This window comes from Mycobacterium sp. AT1, from assembly GCF_002043095.1.
Taxonomy (GTDB): Bacteria; Actinomycetota; Actinomycetes; order Mycobacteriales; family Mycobacteriaceae; genus Mycobacterium.
In genome coordinates, this window is sequence record NZ_MVOC01000047.1 from 36,124 (window position 1) to 52,196 (window position 16,073).

A 16,073-nucleotide genomic window follows, 5' to 3' on the forward strand; every position below is an offset into this window, starting at 1 on the left:
GTGACCCGTTTGTGATCAACACGAGTTCGGGCGAAACCGGTACCAACCAGTAGGCTAGGGCGCAATGGTCCCGCTTTGGTTCACACTGTCCGCACTCTGTTTCGTGGGTGCGGCTGTGTTGTTGTACATCGACCTCGACAAACGGCGTGGTCTCGGCCGGCGCCGAAAGTCCTGGGCCAAGTCGCACGGGTTCGACTTCGAGCCCGAGTCGACCGAGATCGTCGACCGCTGGAAGCGCGGCGTGATGTCCACGGTCGGCGACGTGGCTGCCAAGAACGTCGTCCTCGGTCAGATCCGCGGCGAGGCCGTCTACATCTTCGACCTCGAGGACGTGGCGACCGTCATCGCCCTGCACCGCAAGGTCGGGACGAACGTCGTCGTCGACGTCCGGCTCAAGGACATCAAGGAACCCCGCGAGAGCGACATCTGGCTGCTCGGCGCCATCGGCCCGCGGATGGTGTACTCCACCAACCTCGACGCCGCCCGCCGGGCCTGCGACCGCCGCATGGTGACCTTCGCCCACGCCGCGCCGGACTGCGCCGAGATCATGTGGAACGAGCAGCACTGGACGCTCGTCAGCATGCCGGTCACCAGTACCCGCGCCCAGTGGGACGAGGGTTTGCTCGTCGTCCGGCAGTTCAACGACCTACTTCGCGTGCTGCCGCCCATCCCGCAGCCGGGACAGAGCGGCGTCGCCGGTCAGGCCATCGCCAGGCGCGGCGGTTCGCCGAGTCGTCCGGTCGCCCCGCGTCCCGCCGAGTTGCCCGCTGGCCGCACCGACGCCCCGCCCAACCGTGGTGACGTCGGCCGCTACACCCAGCAGCGCCCGCCGGTGCGCAACGGGCGTCAGTCGCCTCACTATCAGCGTTAGAGTCCCTCCCGCGTAACCTGTCGGCATGCCACGACCCGTTGCACTGATCACCGGACCGACGTCGGGACTGGGCCTTGGCTTCGCCAGGCAATACGCCGTCGACGGACATGACCTGGTGCTCGTGGCCCGTGACGTCGAACGCCTGGAGCGCGTCGCCGCCGAACTGCGTGCCGACACCGGAGTGGAGGTCGAGGTGCTGCCCGCCGACCTGGCGCTGGCCGCCGATCGACTCAAGGTGGCCGACCGACTCGCGGTCGGCGTGCGAATTCTGGTGAACAACGCCGGCTTTGGCACCTCGGGTGAGTTCTGGACCGCCGATCCGGACAAGCTCCAATCCCAGCTGGACGTCAACGTCACCGCCGTCATGCACTTGACCAGGGCGGCACTCCCACCCATGTTGGCCTCGGGCGCCGGCACTGTGATCAACGTGGCGAGCGTCGCGGGTCTGCTTCCGGGCCGGGGGTCGACCTACTCGGCGTCCAAGGCGTGGGTCATCTCGTTCTCCGAGGGACTGGCCAACGGTTTGGGTGGCACGGGCGTTGGCGTACATGCGCTGTGTCCGGGTTTCGTCCGCACCGAGTTCCACGAACGCGCGGGCATCGACATGGCGGACACGCCGTCGTTCCTGTGGCTGGAGGTGGACGACGTCGTAAGCGATTGCCTGTCAGCCGTGGCGAAGCGCGAGGTGGTCATCGTCCCAGGGCTCCAGTACAAGGCGCTGACCACGGCCGGACGCATCGTGCCGAGAAGCCTGGTGCGGGCGGCGACCAAGGTCGTGGGCCGCGGCCGGGGACGTACCTGAGTGCGTCCACTCATCGCGGCGCTGATGGCACTGGTCGTCGGCGTCGCCCTCGTCTCCTGTTCGGATGACCCGAAGCCGAGCCCGTACGCCACCCAGGGTGCCGCCATCGGAGAATCGCTGGCAGTCCTCGGGTGGAACGTCTCGGCGTCCAACCTCCGGTTCGACGGCGACTACGTCCTCGTCGACGTCGACGCGTCACCGTCGCAGGCCGGCGGTCAGCACGCGAAGGCCGACTCCCTGAGGTTCGGCCTCTACGGTGCGCTGGCCCACCCGATCGAGAGCACCGCACTGGGTAGCTGCTCGAACGTGACGACGCTGAGCCTGCAGCCCGCCGTCTCGCCGGATCCCGACAAGCTCTCTGGGACGGTCTGTTTGGGGCCGCTGCGCGATCAGACCCAGGTGCGCGGGGTGTACGTGTACTCGCCGCAGGACCGCATCCCCGGCACCATCGCCGCCTACCCCGCGTCGTTCCCGGTCGGCCTGAGTCCCACCAGCGACACCGACACCGGCTTGGTGCTGAGGTCCACCAGCGTCGACGCGTTCGACGCCGACGGATCACAACTCATGCCGACCGCGCTCGGCGAACCGACCGCGTTCAACGGCAACGGTTACATGCTGCTGGGCCTCGACATCAGCGGGCTGGCGTCGCGCTACCGCGACGACTCGATCCGACGCGGCGGCCCGCTGATGGTGCAGGTGACGCCGACGCTGCCCGGCAAGGGGCTGTCGTACGCGTGCTCGGTCTACGGCGCGTCGCTGCTGGTGCTGCCCGACTCGTCGTTGGACGCGGTGTCGGTGCGGGCCTCGCTCTGCACGCAGGGCGAGATCAACCAGGCCCTGCTGTATGCGACGGTCGCCGTAGTCGGCACGCACGCCGCGCTGTGGACCACCCGTGACTGAGGGCCCGACGCTGCCCGGTCCGACGGAGTGGGGAACGGCCCCCGGCGTCGGCCCGTGGGAAGGGCGGCTGCCCGACGATCCGCGCTACGACCGAGACCTGTTGCGCGACGGCGACACTCGCAACGTCGTCGATGCATACCGGTATTGGACCCGTGAGGCCATCATCGCCGACATCGACCACCGGCGGCATCCCCTTCACATCGCCATCGAGAACTTCGGCAACGACGCCAACATCGGCGCCGTCGTCCGCACCGCCAACGCGTTCGCCGTCGACACCGTGCACATCGTCGGCCGGCGTCGGTGGAACCGGCGCGGCGCCATGGTCACCGACCGCTATCAACGCCTTCGCCACCACGCGACCACCGCCGAGCTGCTCGACTACGCCGCGGAGGCGGGCCTGGAGGTGGTCGCGGTGGACAACGTGCCGGGAGCGGTCCGCCTCGAGCACACCCGGCTGCCGCGCAACTGCCTGCTGATCTTCGGGCAGGAGGGGCCCGGCATCACCGACGACGCGCAGAACGGCGCCACCCTGGTGGTGTCCATCGCCCAGTTCGGTTCCACGCGCAGCGTCAACGCCGCCGTGGCGGCGGGCATCGCGATGCACGCCTGGATCGGGACGCATGCCGACACATCGCGCGCCTGGTAGGGCAGGATGAAAACCACCAGGCGAGCGAAGCGACGGGAAGATTCAATGGATCAGCTGTGGGCCAATCGCGCGGCCAGTGCAGAAGCCGCGATCGCCAAACGGCATTACCGGAAACTGTGGCAGCTGCCGGGCACCCAGCTCGGCGTGGTGGCCTGGCCGCCGACGAAGAAGAGCCTGTCGTTCGGCACGTGGCACTACTGGTGGCAGGCGCACCTGCTCGAATGTCTCGTCGACGCCCAGACCCGCGACCCGCAGCCAGAGCGCAAGGTGACGATCGAGCGCCAGATCAAGGGCCAGCACTGGCGCAACACGTGGAAGTGGACCAACGACTACTACGACGACATGGCTTGGCTCGCACTGGCTTTGGAGCGGGCGGGCAGCCAGGTCGGCATCGAGCGACCGAAGGCGCTCGACAAGTTGGCCAACCAGTTCCTCAACGCCTGGGTGCCCGAGGACGGCGGCGGCATCCCCTGGCGCAAGCAGGACCAGTTCTTCAACGCCCCCGCCAACGGGCCTGCCGGCATCTTCCTCGCGCGCTATGACCGGTTGCGTCGTGCGCAGCAGATGTCCGACTGGATCGACGAGACGCTGGTCGACCCCGACACCCACCTGGTGTTCGACGGAATCAAGGGCGGCTCGCTGGTGCGTGCGCAGTACACCTACTGCCAGGGCGTCGTGCTCGGGCTCGAGGTCGAACTCGCCGTTCGCACCCAGGACGTCCGGCATTCCGAACGCGCCCGTCGACTGATCGACGCGGTCGCCGACAACATGGCGCCCGGCGGCGTCATCCAGGGCGCGGGTGGGGGAGACGGCGGCCTCTTCAACGGAATCCTGGCGCGCTACCTGGCGCTGGCGGCAAACCAGCTGCCGGAGGACTCGCCCGAGGACACCGCGGCGCGCGCCACCGCAAGGGAGTTGGTGCTCAAGTCGGCGCAGTCGGCCTGGGACTTCCGGCAGAACGTCGACGGTCTGCCCCTGTTCGGACCGTTCTGGGACCGCAGTGCCGACCTGCCGAAGGCCGCCGGAGCGGACGCGCAGTCGGTCGACGGCGCGGTCAACGCCTCGGAGATCCCCGAGCGGGACATGTCCGTGCAGGTGTCGGGATGGATGCTGATGGAGGCCGCGCACACGGTCGCCGACGAGACGCCCGACGGCCAACTCCTCTTGGACGTACCCGAACCAACTGAGTAGGAAGGTCTTTCGCAGTGACTGCCGCAGATCAGCTGTCCGGATCGTGGACCCCCGATCAACGGACCGTCGACGACGCCAACCTGACGAGTTTCATCGCCTGGCTGGCCGAGACCGGGCGGGGAGAATTCGCCGACTACCACTCGCTGTGGACGGCGTCGGTCGACGATCTCGACTGGTTCTGGGACGCGGTGTGGCACTACTTCGAGATTCAGGCGACCACACCGCCGACGGCTGCGCTCGCCAGCGCCGACATGCCTGGCGCACAGTGGTTTCCGGGTGCGACGCTGAACTACGTCACGCAGATCTTCCGTCATGCCACCGAGGATCGGCCCGCGATGGTGGTGGCGGGCGAGGACGGTTCGACGGAGTGGTCGTGGGCACGACTGCGTGCCGAGACGGCGGCGTTCGCGGCGTACCTGCGCAGCGTCGGCGTGGTGCCGGGTGACCGCGTAGTCGGCTACCTTCCCAACATTGGCGAGGCAGTCGTCGCGTTCCTCGGCGCCGCGAGCGTCGGAGCCACCTGGGCGGTGTGCAATCAGGATCTCGCCGTCGGAGGCGTCGTCGCCCGACTCGGGCAGCTCGAGCCGAAGGTCCTGGTGGCCAGTGACGGCTCGGTGTACGCGGGCAAGCGCCGCGGCCGGCACGCCGAGCTGGCCGAAATACGTTCGCAGCTGCCCACTTTGGTGGCCACGGTGCTGGTACCACGACTCGGTGAACCCGTGGACGGGGTCACCCCGTGGGCCGAGGTGCTCGCCCGCGGTGCCGACACAGAACTCGACGTCACACCCCTTCCGTTCGACCACCCGCTGTGGGTGCTGTTCTCCTCTGGCACCACGGGCACGCCGAAGGGCATCGTGCACGGCCACGGCGGGGTGCTGCTCGAGCACGTGAAGTACCTGAGCCTGCAACTGGATCTGAAACGCGAAGACCGTTTCCTCTGGCAGTCCAGCACCAGTTGGATGATGTGGAACATGCTGGTGTCGGGGTTGCTCGTCGGGTCGACGATCGTGCTGTACGACGGCAGTCCCACGTTCGGCCACACGGGCTACCTCTGGGAACTGGTCGCCGATCATCGGGTGACGGTGGTCGGCGCCGGCGCCGGATACTGGCTGGCCTGCGCCAAGGAAGAGCTGACTCCAGGCACGGACCATCCGCTCGAATCGCTGCGTGCGGTCGGGTCGACGGGTTCACCGTTGCCGGCCAGCGGTTTTCGCTGGTTGCAGGAGGGCATCGGGCGGCCGGTTCCCGTGTTCTCGATGAGCGGTGGCACCGACGTCGTCACCGCGTTCATCGGCGGCACTCCGCTGGTGCCGGTCCGCGCGGGTGAGCTCAACGCGATCTGCCTCGGCGTCGCGGCCGAGGCCTGGGGTGACGGCGGTCGGTCGGTCACCGAGGAGGCCGGTGAGCTGGTGGTGACCAAGCCCATGCCGTCGATGCCGGTGTTCTTCTGGAACGATCCCGACGGCGAGAAGTACCGCGGGGCGTACTTCGACAAGTACCAAGGGGTGTGGTGCCACGGAGACTGGATTACCGTCACCGAACGCAATTCGGTTGTGGTGCACGGCCGCTCGGATGCCACCCTGAACAGGGGCGGGGTCAGGATGGGCAGTGCAGAGATTTACAACGCGGTCGAAGGCATGCCCGAGATCCAGGACTGTCTGGTGGTGGGCGTCGAGCTCGACGACGGCGGGTATTGGATGCCGTTGTTCGTCGCGTGCGCCGACGGCGTGGACTTCGGGGACGATCTCCGTGCGCGAATCGTCGAGGCCGTTCGCAGCGGCGCCTCGCCCCGACACGTCCCCGACGACGTCATCGCGGTGCCCGGCATCCCGCGCACGATGACCGGCAAACGACTCGAGATCCCGATCAAGCGCATCCTGTTGGGCGCCAAGCCGTCTGACGTCCTCACGCCCAGTGCGGTCGACCGCCCCGAGCTGCTCGCCGAATTCGAGGAGCACGCGAGGACCTGACGCCGGAGGCGCCCGACCAACCCGATGGTTGACCGCTTACCATCGATCGCGTGACCGAAAATCAGCGCGCGCGCATCGACTTTTCCGCGACCATCGGCGTCTGGTGGGCCAGTGACACCTGGGCCATCACCGATGCCCAAGACGTGGCCAGGGAGATCGAAGCACTTGGCTACGGTTCGTTGTTCATTCCGGAAGTCACCGGCAAGGAGTGCCTGACGCAGTCGGCGGCGTTCCTCGCGGCCACCGAGCGGCTCGTCGTCGGCACCGGCATCGCGAACATTCACGCCAGGGCCGCGTCTGCCGCCGAGTCCGGCGCACGCACTCTGACGGCGCTGCATCCCGGACGGTTCGTCCTGGGTCTTGGCGTGAGCCACGCCCCGCTCGTCGAGCACGGTTTCGGTGGGACGTACGCCAAACCGCTCGCGACGATGCGCACCTATCTGGAGAAGATGACCGCCGTCCCCGAACAGATCGAGCCGGGCGCCGGCAGGCCAGCGCGCCTGCTCGCTGCACTCGGGCCGAAGATGATCGAGCTGTCGGGCACTCACGCCGACGGTGCCCACCCCTATCTGGTGATGCCGGAGCAGTCCCGCAAGACCCGCGAGATCCTCGGCCCCGACAAGTGGATCGTCTCCGAGCAGGCCGTCGTCGTCGGTGGCGACGACGCCGCGCAGTTGAGCGCCGCGCACGGCCACCTCAACGTCTACAGCGGGCTGCCCAACTACCGGAACTCGTGGCTGCGCCAGGGTTTCGACGAGTCAGACCTCGTCCGTGGCGGGTCCGACCGGTTGGCACGTGGCCTCGTCGGCATGGGCTCGGTGGACGACGCGGCCGCGACGCTGCAGGCCCACCTGGACGCCGGCGCCGACCACGTGGTGGTCCAGGTGCTCGGCGACGACCCGACGGCCGATCCGCGTCCCGCGCTGCGGACGCTGGCGTCCGCGTTGGGCCTCGGCTAGACCTCACCGGCCCGCTTGGCTGCCTTCCGCCGCTTGTACCACTCGTAGACGATGGGGGCGAGCGAGGCCAGCACGATGACGATGAAGATCGGCTCGAGCAGCTTCTGGATGATCTCGAACTGGCCGAGCCAATAGCCGAGCAGGGTCAGCCCGACGCCCCACACGACGGCGCCGACGACGTTGAACAGGGTGAACACGCCGTAGTTCATCTTCGCCGCGCCCGCCGTGATCGGGACCAGCGTGCGGACGATCGGGACGAACCTCCCCAACACGATCGCGAAGGGGCCGCGCTCCTCGAAGAACGCGTGCGCCTCGTCGAGGTACTTCTGCTTGAGGACGCGGTTGGTCGGCTTGAACATCGACGTGCCGAGGCTGCGTCCGATCCAGTAGCCGACCTGGCTGCCGGCCACCGCGGCGATGGGGATGAACAGCAGCAGCTGCCACAGGTGGAAGTTGGTCTGCACGGTGTCGGCCTGGGCGGCCGTCCCAGCGGCGAGCATGCCGGCGACGAAGAGCAGCGAATCACCTGGCAGAACGGGGAAGAGAACACCCGATTCGATGAACACGACGACCAGCAGACCGACGAGCGCCCACGTGCCGAAGTAGCCCAGGAGCGTCAGGGGGTCCAGGAAGTCCGGCAGTAGCGCCAGGGTCGTGGTCGTCATGGCTGCCGAGGATACCGGCGGCGACTGAAGTCCCCGACAGCCTCACGTGGCGGTTGCCTGGTCGTTAACCTGAATCCATGCCCACTCACAAGGCCGTTCACGTCTCCGCCCCTGGTGGAGAGCTCACCCTCGTCGACGTCGAGACCACGTCCCCACCGCGGGACCACGTACGGATCGCGGTCGTCGCGGCCGGCGTGTGCGGAACCGATCACGCCTTCGTCAACGGCGGCATGCCGGGTCTGAACTGGCCCATCACGCCGGGGCACGAGATTGCGGGCACCGTCGCCGAACTCGGTGACGGCGTCGAGGACTTCGCGGTCGGTGACCGCGTCGAGGTCGGCTGGTTCGGCGGCAACTGCAACCGGTGCAACCCCTGCCGCAAGGGCCAGTTCATGCAGTGCGAACGTCTGCAGGTACCCGGCTTGCAGTACCCGGGCGGCTACGCGGAGTCGGTCGTCGTACCGGCGACGGCCCTGGCCCGCATCCCCGACGGTCTGTCGTTCGCCGAGGCGGCACCGCTGGGCTGCGCCGGCGTGACGGTGTTCAACGGCCTGCGAAGCACCAAGGCGAAGGCCGGTGACCTCGTCGCGGTCCTCGGCGTCGGCGGGCTCGGACATCTCGGCGTGCAGTTCGCCCGCGCGATGGGCTTCGAGACGGTGGCCATCGCCCGTGGCTCCGACAAGGCGGCCGACGCGAAGGAGCTGGGCGCACACCACTACGTCGACTCGACGTCCGAGGACGTCGCGGAGGCGTTGCAGAGGCTCGGTGGCGCGGTGGTGGTGCTCGCCACGGCGGCCAACTCCGAGGCGATGGCCGCGACGGTCGGCGGCCTTGGTCCCCAGGGCGAGCTGGTCATCATCGGCGTCACGACCGAGAACCTCCCCATCAGCCCGCTGGACCTGATCAACTCCGGCCTGTCCGTCACCGGGCACCCGTCGGGCACGGCCCGCGACGTCGAGGAGACCATGGCATTCGCCGTGCAGTCCGGCGTCCGAGCCGTCATCGAGGAGCGCCCGCTGGCCCAGGCCGCCGAGGCGTACGCGGCCATGGATGCAGGCAAGGCGCGCTACCGGATGGTGCTGACCGTCTGACGATGGCGGGCGGGTCGCTGCCGCACGTTCTGCGGCCACCAGAACCATCGGCCCAGCAACGCCGCGATCGACGGTGTCAGGAACGACCTGATCACCAGCGTGTCGACGAGCAGACCGAGGCCGATGGTGGTGCCCACCTGGGCCATCACCTTTAGGTCGCTGATCGCGAAGGACATCATCGTGAACGCGAATACCAGACCGGCGGAGGTTACGACGCTGCCGCTGCCCGCGATCGCCCTGATGATGCCCGTGTTCAAGCCCGCGTCGCGTTCCTCCTTGAACCGCGACACCAGCAGCAGGTTGTAGTCCGAACCCACCGCGAGCAGGATGATCACCGACATCGCGAGCACCAGCCAGTGCAATTCGATGCCGATGACGTGCTGCCACAACAGAACCGACAGTCCGAACGACGCGGCCAGCGACAACGCCACCGTGCCGACGATCACCAGCGAGGCGATCGCGGCCCTGGTGATGATGAGCATGATGATGAAGATCAGGCAGATGGCCGAGACGGCGGCGATGACGAGGTCGTAATTGGAGCCGTCGTGCATGTCCTTGTAGGTTGCCGCAGTGCCGCCCAGATAGATCTTCGAGGTTTCCAGCGGCGTCCCCTTGATGGCCTCGAATGCAGCGTTCTTGATCTCGTCGATGTGCGAGATTCCCTCCGGCGTCGCGGGATCACCCTGGTGAGAGATGATGAACCGCACCGATTTCCCGTCGGGCGAGACGAACTGCTTGAGGCCCCTCTTGAAGTCTGGGTTGTCGAAGACCTCGGGCGGCAGATAGAACGAGTCGTCGATCTTGGAGTCGTCGAACGCCTTGCCGATGGCAGTGGGGTCGGACTGCTGACGGTCCTGCAGGCTCTGCTGATCCTGCTGCGTCGCGTAGTTCGTCATGATCTGGTCGCGATTGCGTTCCTGGCTGGCGATCTGCGGCGGGATCAGCGCAATGAGCTTGGGTTGCAGGGCGTTGAGCTTGTCCAGGCTGGCGGTGGTCTGACCAAGCAGATCGGTCAGTTCGCCGATCCCGTCCAGCGCGTCGAAGATGGATCGCAACGTGTAACAGACGGGAATGTCGTAGCAGTGCGGTTCCCAATAGAAGTAGCTGCGCAGGGGGCGAAAGAAGTCGTCGAAGTTGGCGATCTTGTCCCGCAGCTCGTTGGTCACCGCAACCGTTCGTTTGAGGTCGTCGGTCTGTTCCTGTTGTGCGGCAGCACTTTGCTTCTGCAGCGACAGCTGTTGACGTAGGACGTCGATCTGGTTGTTGATGTCGGCTGCCTGCGTCAGCATGTCGGCCGTGCGCTGCTCGGCGTAGGACTGCCCGAGTTTCTGGTTGACGCCCTGCTGGCCGACGATGAACGGAATGGAACTGCCTTCGATCGGCGTGCCAAGCGGCCGCGTGATCGTCTGCACCCGGGCTATGCCGGGCAGGTGGAAGACGTCCTTGGCGACCCGGTCGACGATGAGCATGTCCGCGGAGTTGCGCAGATCGTGGTCGGCCACCAGCATCAGGACCTCGGGGTTGAGCCGCGCCTGCGGAAAGTGTTTCGCCGCAACCCCGTAACCGATGTTGGCCTCGACGTCGGCCGGCAGGTACTTCTTGTCGTCGTAGCTGGTCTTGTACGACGGCAGCGCGAGTAGGCCGACCATGGTGATCGCCGCCGACGCCACCAGGATGGGTCCGGGCCAGCGGACCACGGCAGTTCCGATCCGTCGCCATCCCCGGGTCTTGGTCTTGCGCTTGGGGTCGAGCAATCCGAATCGGGAGGCGATGGTCAACAGCGCCGGCGCGAGTGTCAGCGCTGACATGGTCACGACGAACATGCCGATGGCAAGGGGGATTGCGAGGGTCTGGAAGTAGGGCAGTCGGGTGAAGTGCAGGCACAGCGTGGCGCCGGCGATCGTCAACCCGGATCCCATGATGACGTGGGCGGTGCCGTGGTACATCACGTAGAACGCGTCTTCCGGGTCGGCACCGGAGTTGCGCGCCTCGTGGTAGCGGCCGACGAGGAAGATCGCGTAGTCGGTGGCCGCGGCAATTGCCAAGAGCGTCAACAGGTTCACCGCGAACGTGGACAGTTCGATGATGTGGTGGTAGCCCAGGAAGGCCACGATGCCACGGGCCACGGCCAATTCGAGCACCACCGCCAGCAGGACCACGAGAACCGTGACGATCGAGCGGTAGACCAGCAGGAGCATCGTCACGATCACCACGAAGGTCAGTGCCGTGACCAGCTGCAGGCTCTTGTCTCCGGCGTGCTGCTGGTCGGAGTTCAGCGGCCCCGCGCCGGTGACGTAAACCTTCAGCCCCGATGGCGGTGGATGGGCGGCGACGATGTCGCGCACCGCTTGCACCGATTCGTTGGCCAGCGTCTCGCCTTGGTTGCCTGCTATGTACAGCTGCACGTAGGCCGACAGGTTGTCCGCGCTCTGTGACCCCGAGGAGGTCAGCGGATCGCCCCACAGATCCTGGACGTGCTGGATGTGGGTCTTGTCCTTCTCCAGATCCTTGACGAGGCCGTCGTAGTACTGATGGTCTTGCGCGCCAAGGGGTTTGTCGCTCTCCAGAACGATCATCGCCGAGCTGTTCGAGTCGTACTCACCGAAGAGCTTGCCGACCAACTGGGTGGCTTGCAGGGACGGCGCGTCGTTCGGGGTCAGCGAGGTGGAGTTGGCGGCGCCCACGACCTCGAGCTGCGGCACCACGACGTTGACGAGCGCCGTCAGTGCGAGCCACCCCAACAGGATCGGCACGCAGAACAGGCGCAGGAAGCGAGGAACCCGGGCCCGCTGGACCGTCTGCTGGTCGCTCATGCGGACTTCACCAGGCAGGAGACCTGAGCGTTGACGCCGGTCGACGACCGCTCGTCTCTCACCTCGTCGTCGACGCTGACGCGGCAGCCGATCTGGTCGCCGTCGCCTTGGGCGATGATGGTGGCGCTGGCCGATGGCTTGGTGGTCTTCAGCGTGATCGACCAGGGCAGGCGAGCGTCGTCGACGCGCTGCGGGGTCGAATCGAGGTCGAGGTAGTTGATGGTCGCCACGGCGCCTTCCGTTCCGGTGATCTGGTAGGTCACGACCTTGGGGTTGAACGGTTCGGCGTCCTGGGCCAGCCCGGCGCCCGTGCGGGTCGTCTCGTTGTCCGACCCGAATAGGCCGTGCATCCGGTACACCACGACGCCTCCGAGGGCGACCACCACCACGATGAGCAGCGGTATCCAGGCCCGCTTGACGATCCCGACCACTGATGCTCCTTCGTTGCTCCGACCACACCAAGTGGTTAGCGCGTCAAACAATAGAACGGACGCCATAGTTGAGCAAGCCGAACGGCTAACTCCAATTAACTATCTGATAATTCCGGGTCATGCGATGCGACGGACGTAGACTTCGCACGTCCGGCCCGAGGCAACGAACACGGAGAAGGCAAAGGCATTGGCGAAACCCGTAGCACCGAGAGGCCTGGCCAGGGAGAGGGTCGTCGACGCCGCGGTTGCCCTCTTCGCCGAGCATGGGGTCCACGGCACGTCGCTGCAGATGATTGCCGACCGGATCGGGGTCAGCAAAGCGGCGGTCTACTACCAGTTTCCCTCCAAGGAGGGCATCGCCCTGGAAGTGATCCGGCCGTGCATCGAGGACATCGTCCGGGTCATCAAAATCGCCGACGCACTTCCCGACCCGCAGCAACGTCGCGCCGTGGCCGTCAGCGGGCTCGTCGAAATGGTGGTGCGGCACCGACCGTTGGCGGTGGTGTTCTACGGCGACCCGGCGATCGATGCGCTGATGGCCAGCGACCCCGACTTCAAGGCGGTGAACGACCGTCTCCGCGAACTGATGGAGGGGCCGGACCGCAACGACGTCGAGCGGATCGTCTTCTCGGTCTTCTGCTCCGGTGTTGGCCGGGCCGCGGCCGACCCCGAGCTGGCCGACATCGACGACGCCGATCTGCATCGCGCGCTGCTCGAGTTGTTCGGCCGAATCCTGACGCCCGCCGTGCAGCCGTCTCAACCCTGAGGTGTTGCCGACCGGCGTCTGTTGAGATACTTCCAAGACAGACGAACCACGCGTGCAATGCAGGAGGAAACCCACATGCCCATCGCGACTCCCGAGGTCTACGCCGAAATGCTGGACCGTGCCAAGGAGCACTCCTTCGCATTCCCGGCCATCAACTGCGTCGGTTCGGAGTCGGTGAACGCCGCAATCAAGGGCTTCGCGGACGCCGGCAGTGACGGGATCATCCAATTCTCAACCGGCGGAGCAGAATTCGCGTCCGGACTCGGCATCAAGGAGATGGTCACCGGTGCGGTGGCGCTGGCCGAGTTCGCCCACGTGGTCGCCGCCAAGTACGACGTCACCGTCGCCCTGCACACCGACCACTGCCCCAAGGACAAGCTCGACACCTACGTCCGGCCACTGCTGGAGATCTCGGCCGCCCGCGTCGCCAAGGGGCAGAACCCGCTGTTCCAGAGCCACATGTGGGACGGCTCTGCAGTACCGATCGACGAGAATCTCGAGATCGGCAAGGAGCTGCTGAAGCTCGCGGCCGAAGCCAAGATCATCCTCGAGGTGGAGATCGGCGTCGTCGGCGGCGAAGAGGACGGCGTCGAAGCCGAGATCAACGACAAGCTGTACACCTCGGCGGAGGACTTCGAGAAGACCATCGACGCGCTCGGTGCGGGTGAGCACGGCCGGTATCTGCTGGCCGCCACCTTTGGCAACGTGCACGGCGTCTACAAGCCGGGCAACGTGAAGCTGCGCCCCGAGGTGCTCGCCGAGGGGCAGCGCGTCGCCGCCGCCAAGCTCGGACTGTCCGAGGGGTCGAAGCCGTTCGACTTCGTCTTCCACGGCGGGTCGGGCTCGCTGAAGTCCGAGATCGAGGATTCGCTGAAGTACGGCGTCGTCAAGATGAACGTCGACACCGACACCCAGTACGCGTTCACCCGGCCGCTGGCTGGGCACATGTTCGCCAACTACGACGGGGTGCTGAAGATCGACGGCGAGGTTGGCAACAAGAAGGTCTACGACCCGCGTAGCTACCTGAAGAAGGCCGAGGCCTCGATGTCCGAGCGCGTCGTCGAGGCGTGCAACGACCTGCACAGCAGCGGCCGGAGCGTCTCGGGAAGCTAGCACCCCTCCGCGATTTCGGCGCCTTTATCCGCGGTGGCCGCGGATCAACGCGCCGAAATCGTGTGGGGTGGGGGTTACTGGGGCGCTTGGCAGATCTTCCACTGCTCGTCGCGGAGCTCGAGATCGAAGCTCCGCGTCGAGCGGGTGGACGGGTCGAAGGCCATGAACGACGTCACGTTGGCCTCGGCGTGCGAATCGTGCACGACGACCTGGTCAATGCTCGCGACGATCGGGTACTGCCGTGCCGCGGCAACCCGGGCGTGGATGTCCTTCCACTGGTCGTCGTCGTACCTGATGTAGCTGTCGGCGGTCTCGCCGCACGTGATGGTGCGCAGCGTCGACAGATCGCCCTTCTGGATCGCGGTGTCGAAGTTCTGGATCGTGGTGCGCACCATGTCCTCCTGCGACACCGCGGGCGGGTCGTCACGCGACATCAGCACGGTGCCGAGGATGGCGACCGCGGCCAGCGCGGCGATGACGAGCACCAGCGCGATCACCCAGCCCCAGCTGCGTTTGCCGCGCGGCGGCTTGGGCTGGTCGCCCCGACCCGGAATCACTTGTGGCGCAGCGGGTCCCGCCTGAGGAATGGGTGCGGTGAAGGCCCCGGCCTCGGCGGCGTCTGAATGGCCTTGCGGCACGGCGAAGATCTCGGTGGCCGGCTCGGGCGCGGTCTCGATGATCTGGGTCTTGCCCGCATCCATCCCCGACGGAGCGGTGAATCTGCGCTCGGGCTCCTCGGCGTCGGCGGCCCCCGCCAACGCGGCCGGGTCGATCACCTCGGTCTCGGGCGAGGACCCGTCGTCTGCACCAGTTCCGCTGCCCGGTTGGTTGTTCTCGTCCGTCCCCGATGGGTTCGACATGCGCGTTTCGGTCCTCCCTCGTGACTACCTCAAAGCTTATCCATCCGCGCTCGGCGAAGCCTGACGGCGTCGGCGCGTGATCCGCACGGCACAATAAGCGCATGACTCACATGGGCGATCTGCTGGGGCCTGATCCGGTCCGGCTCCCTGGCGACACCGAAGCCGAGGCGGAATTGGCCGCCGGCGAGAATCCGGCCATCGTCGCCGCCGCTCATCCGACGGCCTCCGTGGCATGGGCGACGCTGGCCGAGGAGGCCCTCGCCGACGACAAGGCGGTCACCGCCTACGCCTATGCCCGCACCGGCTACCACCGCGGTCTCGACCAGCTTCGCCGCAACGGGTGGAAGGGATTCGGCCCGGTGCCGTACTCCCACGAACCCAACCGTGGTTTCCTGCGTTGTGTGGCCGCGCTGGCCCACGCCGCGGATGCCATCGGCGAGACCGACGAGTACCAGCGTTGCCTCGACCTGCTCGACGATTGCGACCGGTCGGCTCGCAGCGAGCTTGGCCTCGCCTAGCTTCTGAGCGCCTAGCTTCTGAGCGCCGCGTCCAACGCCGCGACGTCCGCGGCCTCGAAGGCGCGAGCGCGCAGCGCGGTCGCCAGGCCACGCAACTGCCGTGCCACGGCGTCGGCGTCGGCTGGGCCCAGCAGCGGGCCCGAGGCCCGACCGTCCTGCTCCCAGCAGGCGGCGACCGCGCGATAGGCCAGGTGTTCCGCCGCGACCGCGGCGGGCGCAAGCCGTTCCCGCGTGGCGCGCATCCGAGCCGACCCTGCCGCGGCGGCGTCGACCGCGTCCCGCAGGTCGATGGCCGCGAGCTGCAGATCCCGTCGCGCGGTGCGTGCCGCCAGGGTGGCGGTGTCGGCGGCGAGGTGGGGGACGGCCGCGGCAACGGCGTCGACGGTGGCGGCGATGGAGTCGATCAGTCTGGTGGATTCCTGGAACCGGCTCAGCACCAGGAACACCGCGACGCCGACCGCGCAGCCGACGAGGGTG

At 67.2% G+C, this 16,073-nt stretch carries 15 protein-coding genes and 1 pseudogene; 11 read left to right on the forward strand and 5 right to left on the reverse strand.

What is annotated here, in order from left to right:
• Positions 1-64: 64 nt before the first annotated feature.
• From ttfA to B1790_RS21450, 7 genes are read left to right on the forward strand one after another with little or no spacing between them, the layout of a single operon-like run.
• Entirely contained in the window at positions 65-871 is an 807-nt protein-coding gene (ttfA, locus tag B1790_RS21420) for a trehalose monomycolate transport factor TtfA (RefSeq protein WP_079925271.1), read from the forward strand.
• Between the two features lie 25 nt (positions 872-896).
• Positions 897-1,673, forward strand: coding sequence for an SDR family oxidoreductase (locus B1790_RS21425; RefSeq protein ID WP_079925272.1), 777 nt, complete (start codon positions 897-899; stop codon positions 1,671-1,673).
• Positions 1,674-2,573: a hypothetical protein gene (locus B1790_RS21430; protein WP_079925273.1), complete on the forward strand. Its 900-nt coding sequence runs from the start codon at positions 1,674-1,676 to the stop codon at positions 2,571-2,573. It begins immediately after the preceding gene.
• A complete protein-coding gene (locus B1790_RS21435; protein ID WP_079925274.1) occupies positions 2,566-3,219 on the forward strand; it encodes an RNA methyltransferase in 654 nt (217 codons plus the stop codon). Before B1790_RS21430 ends, B1790_RS21435 begins: the two co-directional genes overlap by 8 nt.
• Before the next feature lie 45 nt (positions 3,220-3,264).
• A complete protein-coding gene (locus B1790_RS21440; protein WP_079925275.1) occupies positions 3,265-4,410 on the forward strand; it encodes a glycoside hydrolase family 76 protein in 1,146 nt (381 codons plus the stop codon).
• Between the two features lie 14 nt (positions 4,411-4,424).
• Entirely contained in the window at positions 4,425-6,380 is a 1,956-nt protein-coding gene (locus B1790_RS21445; RefSeq protein ID WP_079925276.1) for an acetoacetate--CoA ligase, read from the forward strand.
• A 50-nt stretch (positions 6,381-6,430) separates the two neighbouring features.
• Positions 6,431-7,339: an LLM class F420-dependent oxidoreductase gene (locus B1790_RS21450; protein ID WP_079925277.1), complete on the forward strand. Its 909-nt coding sequence runs from the start codon at positions 6,431-6,433 to the stop codon at positions 7,337-7,339.
• Here B1790_RS21450 and B1790_RS21455 read toward each other — a convergent pair.
• Complete coding sequence (locus tag B1790_RS21455; RefSeq protein WP_079925278.1) at positions 7,336-8,004, reverse strand: DedA family protein; 669 nt, start codon at positions 8,002-8,004, stop codon at positions 7,336-7,338. The genes B1790_RS21450 and B1790_RS21455 overlap by 4 nt on opposite strands.
• A 77-nt stretch (positions 8,005-8,081) precedes the next feature.
• Between B1790_RS21455 and B1790_RS21460 the strand changes: the two genes are divergently transcribed.
• Positions 8,082-9,095 (forward strand): alcohol dehydrogenase catalytic domain-containing protein, encoded by a 1,014-nt coding sequence (locus B1790_RS21460; protein ID WP_079925279.1) that lies wholly within the window; start codon positions 8,082-8,084, stop codon positions 9,093-9,095.
• On the opposite strand, the gene B1790_RS21465 is transcribed toward B1790_RS21460, so the two are convergent.
• Both B1790_RS21465 and B1790_RS21470 read right to left on the reverse strand, forming a co-directional pair.
• Positions 9,071-11,908 carry an RND family transporter gene (locus B1790_RS21465; protein WP_079925280.1) on the reverse strand — a complete coding sequence of 946 codons (2,838 nt, stop codon included), beginning with the start codon at positions 11,906-11,908 and terminating at the stop codon, positions 9,071-9,073. The two genes, B1790_RS21460 and B1790_RS21465, sit on opposite strands and share 25 nt — an antisense overlap.
• The gene (locus B1790_RS21470; RefSeq protein ID WP_079925281.1) at positions 11,905-12,339 is read right to left on the reverse strand and encodes an MmpS family transport accessory protein; all 435 of its coding nucleotides are present in this window, start codon (positions 12,337-12,339) and stop codon (positions 11,905-11,907) included. Before B1790_RS21470 ends, B1790_RS21465 begins: the two co-directional genes overlap by 4 nt.
• Before the next feature lie 187 nt (positions 12,340-12,526).
• On the opposite strand from B1790_RS21470, the gene B1790_RS21475 reads away from it, so the two are divergent.
• Together B1790_RS21475 and fbaA are read left to right on the forward strand one after the other, a co-directional pair.
• On the forward strand, positions 12,527-13,105 hold the full coding sequence (locus B1790_RS21475) for a TetR/AcrR family transcriptional regulator (RefSeq protein ID WP_079925282.1): 579 nt from the start codon (positions 12,527-12,529) through the stop codon (positions 13,103-13,105).
• 57 nt (positions 13,106-13,162) lie between these two features.
• Complete coding sequence (gene fbaA / locus B1790_RS21480) at positions 13,163-14,218, forward strand: class II fructose-bisphosphate aldolase (RefSeq protein WP_255407295.1); 1,056 nt, start codon at positions 13,163-13,165, stop codon at positions 14,216-14,218.
• A 74-nt stretch (positions 14,219-14,292) separates the two neighbouring features.
• Here the strand turns inward: fbaA and B1790_RS21485 are convergent, their stop codons facing one another.
• Positions 14,293-15,078: a DUF4878 domain-containing protein gene (locus B1790_RS21485; protein ID WP_079925283.1), complete on the reverse strand. Its 786-nt coding sequence runs from the start codon at positions 15,076-15,078 to the stop codon at positions 14,293-14,295.
• 101 nt (positions 15,079-15,179) lie between these two features.
• Between B1790_RS21485 and B1790_RS21490 the strand changes: the two genes are divergently transcribed.
• A complete protein-coding gene (locus tag B1790_RS21490) occupies positions 15,180-15,596 on the forward strand; it encodes a DUF3151 domain-containing protein (RefSeq protein WP_079925284.1) in 417 nt (138 codons plus the stop codon).
• Between the two features lie 11 nt (positions 15,597-15,607).
• Here B1790_RS21490 and B1790_RS34760 read toward each other — a convergent pair.
• Positions 15,608-16,073, reverse strand: a pseudogene (locus B1790_RS34760) (FUSC family protein); the annotation flags it as partial.